At 69.4% G+C, this 14,090-nt stretch carries 14 protein-coding genes; 6 read left to right on the forward strand and 8 right to left on the reverse strand.

Translation table 11 applies throughout. The features are described from left to right. Nucleotides 1–157: 157 nt before the first annotated feature. The gene (locus LRS03_RS19150) at nt 158–1,327 is read right to left on the reverse strand and encodes an MFS transporter (RefSeq protein WP_257827513.1); all 1,170 of its coding nucleotides are present in this window, start codon (nt 1,325–1,327) and stop codon (nt 158–160) included. Nucleotides 1,328–1,386: 59 nt separating this feature from the next. Here LRS03_RS19150 and LRS03_RS19155 point away from each other — a divergent pair, with 59 nt between their 5' ends. The 3 genes from LRS03_RS19155 (at nt 1,387) to LRS03_RS19165 (ending at nt 3,645) form a co-directional block, all read left to right on the forward strand. Then, a complete protein-coding gene (locus LRS03_RS19155) occupies nt 1,387–1,758 on the forward strand; it encodes a hypothetical protein (RefSeq protein WP_257827514.1) in 372 nt (123 codons plus the stop codon). A 70-nt stretch (nt 1,759–1,828) separates the two neighbouring features. Further along, nucleotides 1,829–2,026 carry a hypothetical protein gene (locus LRS03_RS19160; RefSeq protein ID WP_257827515.1) on the forward strand — a complete coding sequence of 66 codons (198 nt, stop codon included), beginning with the start codon at nt 1,829–1,831 and terminating at the stop codon, nt 2,024–2,026. Further along, nucleotides 2,023–3,645, forward strand: a complete 1,623-nt coding sequence (locus LRS03_RS19165) for a phosphoethanolamine transferase (RefSeq protein WP_257827516.1) — start codon at nt 2,023–2,025, stop codon at nt 3,643–3,645. The genes LRS03_RS19160 and LRS03_RS19165 overlap by 4 nt, the downstream gene beginning before the upstream one ends. Here LRS03_RS19165 and LRS03_RS19170 read toward each other — a convergent pair. The 5 genes from LRS03_RS19170 to LRS03_RS19190 all read right to left on the reverse strand — a co-directional run bounded on the left by LRS03_RS19170 (nt 3,609) and on the right by LRS03_RS19190 (nt 9,693). Further along, on the reverse strand, nt 3,609–4,160 hold the full coding sequence (locus LRS03_RS19170) for an HD domain-containing protein (protein WP_257827517.1): 552 nt from the start codon (nt 4,158–4,160) through the stop codon (nt 3,609–3,611). The two genes, LRS03_RS19165 and LRS03_RS19170, sit on opposite strands and share 37 nt — an antisense overlap. Before the next feature lie 16 nt (nt 4,161–4,176). Beyond that, nucleotides 4,177–4,977, reverse strand: a complete 801-nt coding sequence (phnE, locus tag LRS03_RS19175) for a phosphonate ABC transporter, permease protein PhnE (RefSeq protein WP_257827519.1) — start codon at nt 4,975–4,977, stop codon at nt 4,177–4,179. 16 nt (nt 4,978–4,993) lie between these two features. Beyond that, nucleotides 4,994–5,971, reverse strand: coding sequence for a phosphonate ABC transporter substrate-binding protein (gene phnD / locus LRS03_RS19180; protein ID WP_257827520.1), 978 nt, complete (start codon nt 5,969–5,971; stop codon nt 4,994–4,996). A gap of 18 nt (nt 5,972–5,989) precedes the next feature. Further along, the gene (gene phnC, locus LRS03_RS19185) at nt 5,990–6,826 is read right to left on the reverse strand and encodes a phosphonate ABC transporter ATP-binding protein (protein ID WP_257827522.1); all 837 of its coding nucleotides are present in this window, start codon (nt 6,824–6,826) and stop codon (nt 5,990–5,992) included. Nucleotides 6,827–6,954: 128 nt separating this feature from the next. Beyond that, the gene (locus LRS03_RS19190; protein WP_257827524.1) at nt 6,955–9,693 is read right to left on the reverse strand and encodes a polysaccharide deacetylase family protein; all 2,739 of its coding nucleotides are present in this window, start codon (nt 9,691–9,693) and stop codon (nt 6,955–6,957) included. Nucleotides 9,694–9,792: 99 nt separating this feature from the next. On the opposite strand from LRS03_RS19190, the gene purB reads away from it, so the two are divergent. Continuing rightward, nucleotides 9,793–11,187: an adenylosuccinate lyase gene (purB, locus tag LRS03_RS19195; protein WP_257827525.1), complete on the forward strand. Its 1,395-nt coding sequence runs from the start codon at nt 9,793–9,795 to the stop codon at nt 11,185–11,187. Between the two features lie 6 nt (nt 11,188–11,193). On the opposite strand, the gene gstA is transcribed toward purB, so the two are convergent. Together gstA and LRS03_RS19205 are read right to left on the reverse strand one after the other, a co-directional pair. After that, nucleotides 11,194–11,802: a glutathione transferase GstA gene (gene gstA / locus LRS03_RS19200; RefSeq protein WP_257827526.1), complete on the reverse strand. Its 609-nt coding sequence runs from the start codon at nt 11,800–11,802 to the stop codon at nt 11,194–11,196. Between the two features lie 26 nt (nt 11,803–11,828). Continuing rightward, nucleotides 11,829–12,254 carry a DoxX family protein gene (locus LRS03_RS19205; protein WP_257827528.1) on the reverse strand — a complete coding sequence of 142 codons (426 nt, stop codon included), beginning with the start codon at nt 12,252–12,254 and terminating at the stop codon, nt 11,829–11,831. 78 nt (nt 12,255–12,332) lie between these two features. On the opposite strand from LRS03_RS19205, the gene LRS03_RS19210 reads away from it, so the two are divergent. Beyond that, complete coding sequence (locus LRS03_RS19210; RefSeq protein WP_257827530.1) at nt 12,333–13,211, forward strand: LysR family transcriptional regulator; 879 nt, start codon at nt 12,333–12,335, stop codon at nt 13,209–13,211. A gap of 37 nt (nt 13,212–13,248) precedes the next feature. Further along, entirely contained in the window at nt 13,249–14,079 is an 831-nt protein-coding gene (pyrF, locus tag LRS03_RS19215) for an orotidine-5'-phosphate decarboxylase (protein ID WP_257827531.1), read from the forward strand. The last annotated feature ends 11 nt before the right edge of the window (nt 14,080–14,090 follow it).

Genomic DNA, 14,090 nt, shown 5'->3' on the forward strand with positions numbered 1-14,090 from the left:
CTTGCGAAAGCCTGCACTGTCGCCACGTGCCGTATCGCGGTCGTTTCAACGCGGGGCGGCTTTGTTTCGTTTGTTGGGCTTGCCGGGCTCGTGGCAGGTTTCGATGCGATGGTCGTCGGCCGAGCGCAGAAAGAAGGCGGTGCCGCGCAGGGTGGGTTCAGCGCCTGCCGACGCGCGGGATCCAGTAGCCCAGCACCCCGGCGGCCGCAAGCGCCAGCAGGCCGGTCGCCGCCACGCCGATGCCGAGCGACAGGGCCGCCACCAGGAAGGAGAGCAGCGATGGCCCGCAGGTCGAGCCCAGGTCGGCCATCAGCCGCCACACGCCGAGGAAGCGGGCCCGTTCGCCCGGCGGCGAGTGGTCGGCGCCGAGCGTCATGATCAGCCCCGAGCCGATGCCGTTGCCGAAGCCAAGGGCCATGGCGGCGATGAGCAGCGTCCACGGCCCTTGCGTGAGCGGCATCAGCAGCAGCGCCGTGCCCATGACCAGCATCGACGGCACGGCCACCCAGCGGCGCCCTTTCAGGTCCATCACCCGGCCGGCGGGGTAGAAGAGCAGCATGTCGATGCCGCCGGCGAGGCCGTAGATGAGCGAGGCGACCGAGGCCGAGAGGCCCAGGTGGTCGGCCCACAGGGGGATCACCGCCGAGCGGCTCGTCCGCACCGCCGCGACGAGCATCACGCCGATGCCGAGCGTGAGGAAAACGTGCCGGTGCTCGCGCAGCGTCGAGGCGAACGACAGCCCGGCGCCCGGCAGCGTGTGATGCGCCAGGTCGGGAATGCGCGCCGCCACGGCCGCGGCCACCAGCAGCGCGGCGATGCCGAGCCCGTAGGCGCCGGCCAGGCCCCACTGGTGCACCACCGCCGCCGAGGCGAAGGGGCCGATGAAGAGCCCGATGCGCGACACGCCGCCCAGCGTGGAGAGCGCTCGCGCCCGCCATTCCACCGGCACCGCTTCGCTGAGATAGGCCTGGCGCGCGAGGTTGAACACCGCCTGCGACATGCCGACCATGAAACACCCGGCCGCGAAAACGCCGAGGTGCCCCGTCCACGCGCACAAGGCCATGGCGAGCGCCGACCAGAGCGACGCCGCCACGATGGCCCAGCGTTCGCCGAAGCGCATGGTCAGCACCGAGGCCGGCAGGTTCGACAGCAGCGAGCCGATGCCCATCAGCGCCACCATCAGCGCCGCCACCGACACCGAGCCGCCGAGATCGCGCGCGGTGAGCGGCAGGATGGGCAGGATGGCGCCTTCACCGATGCCGAAGAGCAGCGACGGGCCGAAGGCCGGCACGGCGATGCGGCGCAGGGGATGGGAATCGGATGACATGGGTCGGGCGATTCTCAGACACCTAGAATCCCCACCCCGCCTTCACCGATGCACACACCGTGGACCTCAAGCTGCCCATCACCATCACCGACGAGCTGACCGACGAGGTCATCCACTCGACCGGCATGCTCGACCTGGCCAGCGGTGAGATCCGCAGCGTCGAATACAAGGACTACGACGCCGACAGGCTCGGCCTGCCGGCCGAACGCGAAGACTACGAGTTCACCTCGGGCGCGTTGTCCAACGGCAAGAAGGAAGTCGAGTTCGGCATCCAGGTGAACCTCGCCACCGGCCAGTACTCGGTGACGCCCAACGAGCTGCTCGAACTGAAGGGCCGGGCGGCCAAGCTCTTCACGCTGGCCCCGGGCGAGACAACCCGGCCCGAAGCGGCAGGCAAGAAGGCCGCACCGGCCAAGCGCAAGCCGCACTGAACCCCGGCGCCTCGCCGCCCTTGTGCGGCACTTAAGCGGCACTTAAGGTGGTGCCGCGAAGCTGCGCGCCATGACATCGACGCGTGCGGCCGTGTGGGGCCTGCTGGTGCTGCCGGTCCTGCTGCTGTGGGACGGATCGGGGCTCGACCTCGTGCAGCATTGGCGCGGCGCGCACTTCGCAAGCCACACGCTGTGGTCGGCCTGGATCTGCTGGATGCTGGCGTGTTTGTCCGACCGCTGGTTCGCAGCCAAGGGAGCCGCGGCATGACACGCCGGGCGCTGTCGCCGCTGTGGGTGGTTGGGGCGGCGAGCCTGTGGATGGCGGTGCCGGGCAACTGGGTGCTGTGGCGTCGACTGGCGCAACTGGGGCTGCTGCAGGGCGTGGAGGGTGCGGCCTTCGCGGTGGCGATGGCCGTGATGATCGCGGCGTGCCTGGCCGTGCTGCTCGCCCTCCTGGCCTGGCGCTACACGTTCAAGCCGGGGGTGACGCTGCTGCTGGTGGCCACGGCCGTCGGCAGCCACTTCATGGGCAGCTACGGCGTGCTCATCGACCCGGTGATGATGCGCAACGTCTTGCAGACCGATCTGCATGAAGCGCGGGCGCTGGTCGACGGCCGCCTGCTGCTGGCCTTGGGGCTGCTGGCCGGCGGGCCGGCGTGGCTGCTGTGGCGTCAGCCGCTGGCGCCGCGGAGCATGGGCCGCGCGCTCTGGCAGAACGCCGCCATGCTGGCGGGCGCGCTGCTCGTGCTGGCCGCGGCGATCGTCGCAGGCTTCCAGCCGCTCGCCTCGGCGATGCGCAACCACAAGGACCTGCGCTACCTGCTCAACCCGCTCAACAGCGTCTACGCGCTGGCGCGCGAAACGGGCCTGCCGCAAGCGCACGCGGCGACGGCGCTCGTCCGCGTGGGCGAGGATGCCCGCCTCGCGCCCGCCGCCGCAGCGGCCCGGGCGCCGCTGCTGGTGCTGGTGCTCGGCGAGACCGGCCGCAGCGGCAACTTCGGCCTCAACGGCTACGCCCGTGACACCACGCCCGAGCTGTCGCGCGAGGCGCTGGTGAGCTTTCGCAACGCGTGGTCGTGCGGCACCAGCACGGCGGTGTCGGTGCCCTGCATGTTCTCGGGCTTCGGCCGCGAGCACTTCCAGCCGGATGCGGCACGCCGCACCGAAGGCCTGCTCGACGTGCTGCAGCACGCCGGCCTGGCGGTGCTGTGGCTCGACAACCAGTCGGGCTGCAAGGGCGTGTGCGACCGGGTGCCGAGCGCGAGCACCTGCCCGCAGGGCGACTGCCTCGACGAGGTGATGCTAGCGGGCCTCGATGCGCGGCTGGCCACGCTCGACCCGGCCCGCCGTGCGCGCGGCACGGTGATCGTGATGCACCAGGTGGGCAGCCACGGGCCCGCCTACCACCTGCGCTCGGGTGCTGCGCAGAAGCGCTTCCTGCCCGAATGCACCGCCGCGTCGCTGCAGGCCTGCACTCGCGAGGCGATCGTCAACGCCTACGACAACTCGATCGTGGCCACCGACCACATGCTGGCGCAGACGATCCGCTGGCTGCAGCAGCGCGAAGGGGCCGAGGGGCCCACCGCGATGGTCTACGTGGCTGACCACGGCGAGTCGCTGGGCGAGAACAACCTCTACCTGCACGGCATGCCCTATGCCATCGCCCCCGAGGTGCAGAAGCGTGTGCCGTGGATCACCTGGCTGTCGCCCGCGTGGCAGCGCGAGCGCGGCCTCGACCTGGGCTGCCTCGCGCGGCGGCGCGACGAGCCGGTCAGCCATGACCACTACTTCCACTCGGTGCTCGGGCTGATGGGCGTGCGCACGGCGGTCTACCGGCGCGCCGACGATGCCTATGCCGCCTGCAGTTCGCCCAGCAGCGCGATGTAGTAGGCGAGCGGCGGCGTGGCCTGGCCGGGGGTCTTGGCGAGGTCGTCCCAGCGGCGCAGCTGCACCGCGTCCATCGCAAAGGGGGTGGCCTCGAACTCCGCCACCTCGAAGGCCGTCATCGGCCCGCCCTGCAGCGTGAGCGAGTGCACCGAGGCTGGCGAGAGCGACGCGAAGTAGTCGGCATCGGTGGCCACCAGGTAGCGCTTGGCCGCCACGTGCAGGCGGATCGGCTCCAGCACCTCCGGCCCGAAGCCGCCGGCGAGGTAGGGCAGCGCGATGGTCTCGTGGCAGTCGTCGTCTTCGTCGCCGTCGATGGGCGTGAGGAAGTGGCCGAGGTCGTGCAGCAGCGCGGCGGCCACCAGCGGGTCGTCGGCGTGGGCCCATTCGGCCAGCTGCGCGCACTGCAGCGCATGCGCGAGCGCGGTGACCGACTCGCGCCGGCTGCCGTCGTAGAGCACGGTGCCGTGCTCGGCGAAAAGCGCTTCGATGTCGGCCAGGCTCAGCGTGCGCGGCATGGTGCGGGCCTTCGGATCAGGTCGCGAGCTTGCGCAGCCGCGACGATGCCACGTCGATCAGCGAGACCGCGAGCACCAGCATGATGATCACCGCCGCCGTCTGCGCGTACTGGAAGCCGCGGATCACGTCCCACAGCACCATGCCGATGCCGCCGGCTCCCACCATGCCCACCACCGAGGCCGAGCGCACGTTGGACTCGAAGCGGTACAGCGCATACGAGATCCACAGCGGCATGACCTGAGGGATCACGCCGTAGACGATCTCGGCCAGCGGGTGCGCGCCGGTGGCACGGATGCCCTCGACCGGCTGCGGGTCGATCGCTTCCACCGCCTCGGAGAAGAGCTTGGCCAGCACGCCGGTGGTGTGCACCCACAGGGCCAGCACGCCGGCAAACGGCCCGAGGCCCACCGCCACCACGAAGAGCAGCGCGAACAGCATCTCGTTGATGGCGCGACAGCCGTCGAGCACGCGGCGCACCGGCTGGTGCACCCACCACGGCGTGATGTTCGCCGAGGCGAGCAATGCGAGCGGCACCGAGCAGGCGATCGCCAGCGCCGTGCCCCACAGCGCGATCTGCAGCGTGATGAGCAGCTCGGCGACATAGTGGCGCCACTCGCTGAAGTCGGGCGGGAAGAAGCCGCGTGCGTACTCGCCCATGTTGCTGCCGTCGCGCACCAGATCGAGCGGGCGCATGTCGGCGCCCTTCCAGCTGGCGGCCAGCACCGCCAGCAGCGCGCCCCAGACCAGCAGGGTGCTCAGCGAGGTGCGTGGCGCGGTGATGCGCTCGCTGGAAGGCGCCAGGCTCAGGGACGACATGGTGGTAGCGCCCTGCTTACTTCGCGCTCGCCACCTGGCGCGACAGGTCGGCCAGGCGCTGGTCGATGTCCTTCAGCTTTTTGGCCTTGTCGTCCGCGGAGAGCGCGGCGTCGGCTTCGACCTTGCTGCGCTCGCGGGCGAGTTCCAGCTGGCGCATCGGCGTGAGCTGGTGGTTGCTGGAGGCCACGAAGGCCGACCAGGTGAGCGTCTTCAGGATGTCCTTCTCGCGCGCATCCTTGCCGTAGGCGAGGAAGAAGTCGCGCAGCTTCTTCTTGGTGTCGGCGTCGAGGTCCTTGCGCCACACCAGCGGGTCGCTCGGGATCAGCGGCGAGCGCCAGATCTCGCGCAGCTCGGCGGCCTTCTCGGGCATCTTGATCTTCATGCGCTCGATGCCGTCGCTGGCGACCGTGGCCACATCGAGCTGCTTGTTGACGACCGAGAGGATGTTGCTTTCGTGGTTGGCACGCATGGCGCGCTTGAACTCCTTGGCCGGGTCGACCTTGTGGTGACCCCACAGGTAGTAGCCGGGCACGAGGTTGCCGCTGGTGGAGTTCACGTCGCCCATGCCGACGGTGAGGTTGGCGCGGTTCTTCAGCACGTCGTCCACGGTCTTGAGGGCGCTGTCCTTGTGCGCGATCAGCACGCCGTAGTAGCCCTCTGTGCCGTCGTGCTGGACGACCTTGGCGAAGACTTCGCCGTTGGCACGGTCGACCGCCTCCATGCCCGACTTGTTGCCCATCCAGGCCACGTGGACCTTGTTGAAGCGCATGCCTTCGACGACACCGCCGTAGTCGGGCGCGAAGAAGGCAGTGACCTTGAGGCCGGTCTGCTTCTGCAGGTCGTCGAGCAGCGGTTGCCACGCGGTCTTGAGGTTGGCCGAGGACTCGGTGGCGATGATGCCCATCTGCAGCTCGCGGGGCTGCGCGTGGGCGTGCTGGTTCAGCCACAGCGAGGCGGTGGTGGCGAGGACGAGAAGGGTGGCTCTGCGGTTCATGGCAAGGGGCTCCGAAGTTCAGGCGGCCAGCAGGTCGGCCGGCACGGGGGTGAGGGGGGCGGCCGCGTCGTGCGGACGCGGCATCAGTTCATCGGTCTGCGTGCCGTAGAGGTCGCGCAGGCGTTGCGGGGTGAGGTCGCGCGTGGGGCCGTCATGCACCACCTCGCCGGCGCGCAGGGCGACCGTGCGGGGGCAGTAGGCGAAGGCGTAGTCGATCTGGTGCAGCGAGACGATCACCGTCACGCCGAGCTCGCGGTTGACTTCGGCCAGCAGCTCCATCACGCGCCGGCTCGACTCGGGGTCGAGCGAGGCGATGGGCTCGTCGGCGAGGATGATCTGTGCGCCTTGCACCAGGGCGCGCGAGATGGCGGCACGCTGCTGCTGACCGCCCGAGAGCGTGGAGGCGCGCTGCCAGGCGCAGCGCTCGATGCCCACACGCTTGAGCGCCTCGTGCGCGCGCTGCAGCTCGGCCTGCGGGAACTGCGCGAAGAGGCCGCGCCACAGCGGCTGGCGGTGCAGCGCGCCGGCCAGCACGTTCTTCATCACGCTCAGGCGGTCGACGAGGTTGAACTGCTGGAAGATTGCCGCCACCTGGGCGCGCGTGGCGCGTGCATCGCGGGCGAGCCGGCCGCCCTGCTGCAGCGTGCGCCCGAGCACGTCCACCTGCGAGTGGCTGCCCGCATCGGCACGGTGCAGCCCGTTGAGATGGCGCAGCAGCGTCGACTTGCCCGAGCCCGAGGCCCCGAGCAGCGCCACCATTTCGCCGCGCCGCACCGACAGCGACACGTCGCGCAAAGCGGTGTGGGCGCCGAAGCTCTTGCGCAACTGCGTCACCTCGATCACGTTGTCCGTCATGCTCGCCTGCCTTCCATTCAACCTTGAAGATTGTGGAAAGCCTGCGTGACGGTTGCGTGACGACTCCTGGGCAGGGAGATGAAAGGTCTAGATGACCTTGCGCCTGACAAGGGCGCGCCGGCGAGTCCTCAGCCAGGCACTTTGGGGCGGTGCGTGGCGTCGGGCGAGGCGATGAAGGCCTGCAGTTCGGCCACGCGCGCGTGCCTGGGGTTGAGGCCGACAAAGGTGGTGTAGGCCGCCACGGCCTTCTTGTCGTCGCCGGCCTGCAGGTGGGCGTCGCCCAGGTTCAGGTAGGCGAGGGCGCGGCTGCCGTCCATCTCGATGGCCTTCTCGAACCAGCGTGCCGCTTCGACCGGTTTGCCGCGCTTGAAATAGACGAAGCCGAGGTTGTTGGCGGCGAGCGCGAACTTCGGTTGCAGTTTCAACGCTTCGGTGAACGCGGCTTCGGCGTCATCGTAGCGGCGCTCGCGGTAGAGCGCGAGGCCGCGGTCGTTGGCGCGCTGGGCAGCCACACGCGGCGGCAGGGCGGTGGCGGCCGTGGTGGTGAGCTTGACGTCGGCGCCTTCGAGGTTCTTCACCGTCACCTGCACGGCGGTGCCGGGCCGTGCGGCCTCGGGTGCGGCGTCGTCCAGGCGTTTGGCGAGCTGGCTGGCGGCAGCGTCGAGCTGGCGGGTGTCGCCGCTCAGGCCTTCACGCTCGACCGGCAGCTCGAACACGAACTCGCCGCCTTCGGAGCCCGGCAGGTTGCCGAAGGCGGGCGTCTGCTTCGCGATGGCGCTGACCGAAGGCGCGACGTAGGCGGCAAGCTCGGTGCCGGTGATCACGCCGTCGCCGTTGAGGTCGGCCTTGCCGTTGAGGGCCTGCAGCAGCGTCCAGGTGAAGACCGAGTGACCGCCGGGGCCGTCGTCGGCCACCTGCTGGTCGGCGCCGCCGGCGGTGAGCATCTGGCGGCCGACGCGGCGCGCGTTGTCGGCGAGGAAATTCTTGCTGGCACTGGCACCGCCGCGCGTCAGGCCGAGGCCCGAGTAACACGCGTCGACCATGAACATCACGTGCTTGGCGCTGATCGCCTCGGCCACCTCCTGCAGCTGCGGCATCGAGATCGCGTCGGTGGCGAAGTCCTGCAGTGACGCATCGACCGGGATCAGGTAGCCCACGTCGCGCCCGCTCGGCAGCTTGCGCGTGCCGCCGTGGCCGGCGAAGAAGACGAGCACGCGGTCGTCGCGCTTGATGCGTGAACCGTCCGCGAGACGCTCGTTGAGCGCGCGCAGGATGTTGGCGCGCGTGGCCTCGCCGTCGTAGAGCGCGGTCACGTTCTCGGGCTTGAAGCCGAAGCGCGTGGTGAGCGCCTCGTGCACCGCCTTGGCATCGCGCACGGCGTGTTGCAGGCCGGGCCACTTGCCGTATCGGTCGATGCCGATCACGAGGGCATGGCTGTCGCGGTAGAGGGTGTCGCTGCTGGCGGCCATCGCCGCATCGGGCGCGGCCTTCTTCGGCGTGCCGACCACGAACTTGCCATCACGCCAGGTCGCGAAGCGGTAGCCGTCGGCTACCAGTGCGTCGAGCACGGCCGGCAGCGCCTGCACGGTGCGGGCCTGGATGTCGTGGAAGAGGACCACGCCGCGCTGGTGCCTGTCGACCTCGCTCAGCACCCGCTCGGCGATGGACTTGGGCACCGGGTCGGCCCAGTCCTGCGAGTCGATGTTCCACATCATCGAGTGCAGCTTCAGGCCTTCGACCGTGGCCAGCGCCGATTCGTTGCGCGCTCCGTAAGGGAAGCGGAAGAGTTTCGACGGCTGGCGCCCGGTGGCGTCGAGCAAGGCTTCGGTGTGGGCCGCTTCGCTCTTCACCGCATCGCCCGGCAGCTTGGCCATCACGCTGTGGCTGTAGCTGTGGTTGGCGAGCTGGTGTCCGGCGGCGAGCACACGTTTCGCGACAGCGGCGTGGGCACCCGGCTTTGCCTTGCCATCGGCATCGACGCTGCCGAGGTTGCGCCCGAGGTGGAAGAAGATCGCCGGCGCGTCGTAGCGCTTCAGGATGTCGAGGATCTCGTCGGTGTAGCGCGCGTGGGGGCCGTCGTCGAAGGTCAGCACCACCGTCTTGGGCGGCAGCGACAGACCGAAGATCTCGCGCGTGTCGGCGTCTTCCGCGCCCGCCTTACCGGTGGGCGCGGTGTAGGGCACGACGGTCGCGTAGTCCTTCAGGATCTGCTCGCGGTTGTAGAGCGTGGAGAGCTTGGCGACGTAGTCGCTCCACTTCTCGCGCTTGAATCCGATGCCGCGCTTGGCAAAGCGGCCGAACACTTCGCGCAGCTCCTTGTCGTAGGCCTGCTCCACCTCGGCGAGCACCACGAGGTCTTCGTTGGCGCGTTTTGCGAGCTTGAGGCCGGCGATCGATTGCGAGCTGCTGTAGTGCGCGGCCAGACGCGTGAGGAATTCCTTGAACGCGAGGCGGTCGGCGTCGAACCACGAAGGCTCGCCCTCGATGCGATCGAGCAAGGTGTTGACGGCAGCCAGCACGGCCGGCTCGGGTGCAGTGGCGGCGGCCGTGAGGGCCTCGAGACGCTGCTGCATGTCGTGGAACAGCATCTGCCCGACGGCGGCGACCGCGCGGCGCTCGGCGGGCTTCAAGGTGCGCTCGCCGTTCATCAGCACGATCATCTGGCGGTGCGCGGCGAGCACAGCGTCGGCCATCGGTGTGAGCTGCGGCGCCTGCGTGTTCTGCGATGCGGACGCCGCGACACTGGCGGCGACCGCCGGTGCGGCCGGGGCTGGCGTGGCGGCCGGGGTGGGCTGTCGTTCGCAGGCCGACAACAGCAGCAACAGGCAGGGAACGACGACGATCCGGCGCGGCGTGAACATGGGCATGAAGAGAGTTCTCGGCGAAAGACGCGCGACGATAGCGCACCCGCCTAAAATCGCCGGCTGCTTTGTCTCCGGCCACCCTTGCGTCGCGGCCTGCCTGCCATGAACCTCAGCTCCCTCACCGCCCTCTCGCCGCTCGACGGCCGCTACGCCTCTCGCATGGGGCCGCTGCGTGGCCTGCTGTCCGAGTTCGGCCTGATGCACCGACGGGTGCAGGTCGAGGTGGAGTGGTTCATCGCCTTGTCGGATGCCGGCTTCGCCGAATTCAAGCCACTCACCGGCGCCGGCCGCGGCCTGCTGCGTGGTCTCGTCACGCGTTTCTCCGAGGCCGATGCCCAGGCCATCAAGGAGATCGAGAAGACCACCAACCACGACGTGAAGGCGGTCGAGTACTGGCTCAAGAGCCGCTTCGAGAACAGTGCTGAACTCAAGGCCGCTTCCGAGTTCGTGCACTTCGCCTGCACCAGCGAAGACATCAACAACACCAGCCACGGCCTGATGCTCAAGGCCGCGCGGCAAGACGTGCTGCTGCCCACGCTCGACAAGATCATCGGTGCGCTCACCACGCTCGCCAAGGACCTGGCCGACGTGCCCATGCTCGCGCGCACCCACGGCCAGACCGCCAGCCCCACCACCGTGGGCAAGGAGGTCGCCAATGTGGTGGCCCGGCTGCACCATGCGCGCGAGCGCATCGCCGGCGTGAAGCTCCTGGCCAAGATGAATGGCGCGGTGGGCAACTACAACGCGCACCTCTCGGCCTACCCCGATTTCGACTGGGAGGCCTTCAGCCGCAGGGTCATCGAGAAACAGCTGGGCCTGGAGTTCAACCCCTACACCATCCAAATCGAGCCGCACGACTACATGGCCGAGCTGTTCGATGCGGTCACGCGCACCAACACCATCCTCATCGACTGGTCGCGCGACGTCTGGGGTTACATCAGCCTCGGCTACTTCAAGCAGCGCACCAAGGCGGGCGAGATCGGCTCGTCGACGATGCCGCACAAGGTCAACCCGATCGACTTCGAAAACGCCGAGGGCAACTTCGGCCTTGCCAACGCCCTGCTCACCCACCTGAGCCAGAAGCTGCCGATCAGCCGCTGGCAGCGTGACCTGACCGACAGCACGGTGCTGCGCAACATGGGCGTGGCCATCGGCTACGCGGTGCTGGGCTACGACAGCCTGCTCAAGGGGCTGGGCAAGCTCGAGGTCAACCGCGAAGCGCTCGCCGCCGACCTCGACGCCGCCTGGGAAGTGCTGGCCGAGCCCATCCAGACGGTGATGCGCCGCTACAAGCTGCCCAATCCCTACGAGCGCCTGAAGGAGCTGACGCGTGGCAAGACCATCACACGCGCCGACATCCAGGCCTTCATCGGCACGCTCGAGATTCCCGAGAGCGAAAAGACCCGCCTGCTCGCGATGACACCCGGCAGCTACACCGGCCAGGCGGCTTCGCTGGCCGGGCGCATCGACGCCGGCAGGCCGGCGCCGTCGGCCTGAGTCACGTCAGGTCAGCAGGCCTTCGGCCTTGAGCGCTGCCTGCACCTGCGGGCGGGCGCTGACGCGGGCGAGATAGGCCTTGAGATGCGGCACGTCTGACAGCGGCAGCCCGAGGAAGTTGGACCAGTTCACGATGGTGAAGGCGTAGGCATCGGCCACGCTGAACTCGCCAGCCAGGTACTCGCGGGTGGCGAGGTGCCGGTCCAGCTCGGCGAAACGTGCGGCAAGTTTCTCGCGCACGGCTTGCTTGGTGGAGGCGGCCGTCTCCTTGTGCCACAGCCAGGGGCTGAAGGCCTTGTGCAGCTCGCTCGCCACGAAGGCGAGCCACTGCGTCACCTGCAGCCGGCGTGCGCTGCGCGGTGCGCCGATCAGCGTGAAGTCGGTGTCCTGGTCGGCGATGTATTGCAGCAGCGCGGCGGCCTCTGTGTGGCGGCTGCCGTCATCGAACTCCAGCATCGGCACGTAGCCGCGCGGCGACACGTCGTAGTAGCTGCGGCCGTCGTCGAGCGTGTGGGTGGCGAGGTCGACCTTCACGAGGTCGAAGGACTGGCCGGTTTCGCGCAGTGCGATGTGGACGGCGAGCGAGCAGGCACCGGGGGCGTGGTAGAGCTTCATGGGAGGTCCTTTCGGGTGACAAAAGATCAGGCGCGCGAGGCGTCGAGGGTGAAGAGGGGGCTGCGCTTGAGGCTGTAGCTGCCGTCGCCGAGCAGCCAGTGCACGAGCGAGGCAACCGCGAGGAACGCGGGGTACTCCCAACCGCCGCCGGCGCTCGTGTGCAGCCAGCCGTTGGGCACATGCACCCAGGCCGCGCCAAGGAGCACCGGCAGCAGGGCGAGCGACACCTGGCGTGCGTAGACGCCGGCGAGGATCGCGACGCCGCCCAGCAGTTCGGCCGCGAACACCGGGTACGCCAGCACGCCCGGCAGGCCGATCGATTCGAAGAACTGCGCCGTGCCGGGCAAGGTGAAGACCACGAGTTTGAGCAGCGCGTGGGCGACCCACATCAGGCCGAGCGAGACGCGCAGCAAGAGCAGGCCGAGGGCGGTGGAGGTGGGTGAAGCGTTCATGTGAAAGCCTTGAGAGGTTGCGATGACACGCACTCTAGGTTTGCGCCGGCGCCTGCGAAATAGGCAGAATGGCAAACGATGAATGCACCGATGCAATCAACTCTGGGCGCGGCCGAGCTCGCCGTGCTGCTCGCGCTGGTGCGCGGCGGCAACCTCGCCGCGGCGGCGCAACTGGCGGGTGTCGACGGCTCGACCGTCTTTCGCACCGTGCAGCGTGCCGAGAAGGCGCTCGGCCAGCGGCTCTTCGAGCGTTCGCGCAGCGGCTACCAGCCGACCGAACTCGGCCAGCGCCTTGCGCACCACGCCGAGCGCATCGAGGCCGAACTGGAAGCCGCGCGTGCCGAGGCGCGGCTCGATGCCGGCGCGGTGAGCGGCGTGGTGCGCATCGCGACCGCCGACACGCTGCTCAAGGGCCTGCTGATGCCGGCGCTGAAACCACTGCACGAGGCCCACCCCGGGCTGCGGCTCGACATCACCGCGCGCAACGAAACCGCCAACCTGACGCAGCGCGAGGCCGACATCGCCCTGCGCGCCACCGCCAAACCGCCGCCGCATGTGGTGGGACGCGAGCTCGGCACGGTGCGCAATGCCGTCTTTGCCGCCAGGCCGGCGGGGCGGCGTGGGCGCGCGGTCGACCTGGGCAGCGCTCCCTGGGTCAGCGTCGACGACGCAATGCCCGACCATCCGTCGGTGCGCTGGCGCCGCAGGCACTTTCCGCGCGCCGAGCCGGTGCTGTGCGTCAACAGCGTGCAGGCGGTGTTCGATGCGGTGGTGGCGGGTCTCGGCGTGGGCCTGGTGCCGGTGTTCCTGGCCCGCGGCCGCAGCGACGTGGTGCAGGTCAGCGAGCACGTGCCCGAATGCGACGTGCAGCTGTGGCTGCTCACGCACCCCGAGTCACGCCATCTGCGGCGCATCGCCACCGTGGCATCGCACCTTGCCGCGCACATCGCGCTCTGACGCGGGCCGTTCGCCCGGCTCTCTAAAATTCGGCCCCATGAAATTCACCGACCAGCTCGCCGCCGCTCAGCGTGGCAACGATTCCCTGCTGTGCGTGGGCCTGGACCCCGAGCCCGGCAAGTTCCCGGGAAAGTGGAAAGGCGACGCCGGCCGCATCTACGACTTCTGCGCCGCCATCGTCGACGCGACGAAGGACGTGGCCTGTGCCTTCAAGCCACAGATCGCCTATTTCGCCGGCAACCGCGCCGAGGACCAGCTCGAGCGCCTGATGGCCCACATCAAGCGCGTGGCGCCCAGCGTGCCGGTGATCCTCGACGCCAAGCGCGGCGACATCGGCGCCACCGCCGAGCAGTACGCCCGCGAGGCCTTCGAGCGCTACCAGGCCGATGCGGTCACGCTCTCGCCCTTCATGGGCTTCGACTCGATCGAGCCCTGGCTTCGCTACAGCGGCAAGGGGCTGATCCTCTTGTGCCGCACGTCCAACCCAGGCGGTTCGGACCTGCAGGCGCAGAAGCTCGCCAACGGTGACCTGCTCTACGAACACGTGGCCAAGCTCGCGCAAGGCCCGTGGAACACCACCGGCCAGCTCGGCCTGGTGGTGGGCGCGACCTTCCCCGGCGAAATTGCCCGCGTGCGCGAACTCGCGCCGACCCTGCCGCTGCTGATCCCAGGCGTAGGTGCACAGGGCGGCGATGCGCAAGCCACGGTGAAAGCCGGCTTCAAGGCCGGCGGCACGATCGTCGTCAACTCGTCGCGGGCGGTGCTCTACGCCTCGTCGGGCGACGACTTCGCGAGCGCCGCGCGGGCCGTCGCGGTGCAGACACGTGCGGCGTTAAATGCCGCACGGTCATCCTCCGCGGCCGGGTAAAACACGACCGC

Source organism: Rhizobacter sp. J219, from assembly GCF_024700055.1.
In the GTDB taxonomy this organism is placed as follows: domain Bacteria; phylum Pseudomonadota; class Gammaproteobacteria; order Burkholderiales; family Burkholderiaceae_C; genus Rhizobacter.

Coding starts and splice junctions, on each gene's coding strand:
- LRS03_RS19150 (WP_257827513.1), bottom strand. CDS start 1,327: ATGTCATCCGATTCCCATCCCCTGCGCCGCATCGCCGTGCCGGCCTTC.
- LRS03_RS19160 (WP_257827515.1), top strand. CDS start 1,829: ATGACATCGACGCGTGCGGCCGTGTGGGGCCTGCTGGTGCTGCCGGTC.
- LRS03_RS19165 (WP_257827516.1), top strand. CDS start 2,023: ATGACACGCCGGGCGCTGTCGCCGCTGTGGGTGGTTGGGGCGGCGAGC.
- LRS03_RS19170 (WP_257827517.1), bottom strand. CDS start 4,160: ATGCCGCGCACGCTGAGCCTGGCCGACATCGAAGCGCTTTTCGCCGAG.
- phnE (WP_257827519.1), bottom strand. CDS start 4,977: ATGTCGTCCCTGAGCCTGGCGCCTTCCAGCGAGCGCATCACCGCGCCA.
- phnD (WP_257827520.1), bottom strand. CDS start 5,971: ATGAACCGCAGAGCCACCCTTCTCGTCCTCGCCACCACCGCCTCGCTG.
- phnC (WP_257827522.1), bottom strand. CDS start 6,826: ATGACGGACAACGTGATCGAGGTGACGCAGTTGCGCAAGAGCTTCGGC.
- LRS03_RS19190 (WP_257827524.1), bottom strand. CDS start 9,693: ATGCCCATGTTCACGCCGCGCCGGATCGTCGTCGTTCCCTGCCTGTTG.
- purB (WP_257827525.1), top strand. CDS start 9,793: ATGAACCTCAGCTCCCTCACCGCCCTCTCGCCGCTCGACGGCCGCTAC.
- gstA (WP_257827526.1), bottom strand. CDS start 11,802: ATGAAGCTCTACCACGCCCCCGGTGCCTGCTCGCTCGCCGTCCACATC.
- LRS03_RS19205 (WP_257827528.1), bottom strand. CDS start 12,254: ATGAACGCTTCACCCACCTCCACCGCCCTCGGCCTGCTCTTGCTGCGC.
- LRS03_RS19210 (WP_257827530.1), top strand. CDS start 12,333: ATGAATGCACCGATGCAATCAACTCTGGGCGCGGCCGAGCTCGCCGTG.
- pyrF (WP_257827531.1), top strand. CDS start 13,249: ATGAAATTCACCGACCAGCTCGCCGCCGCTCAGCGTGGCAACGATTCC.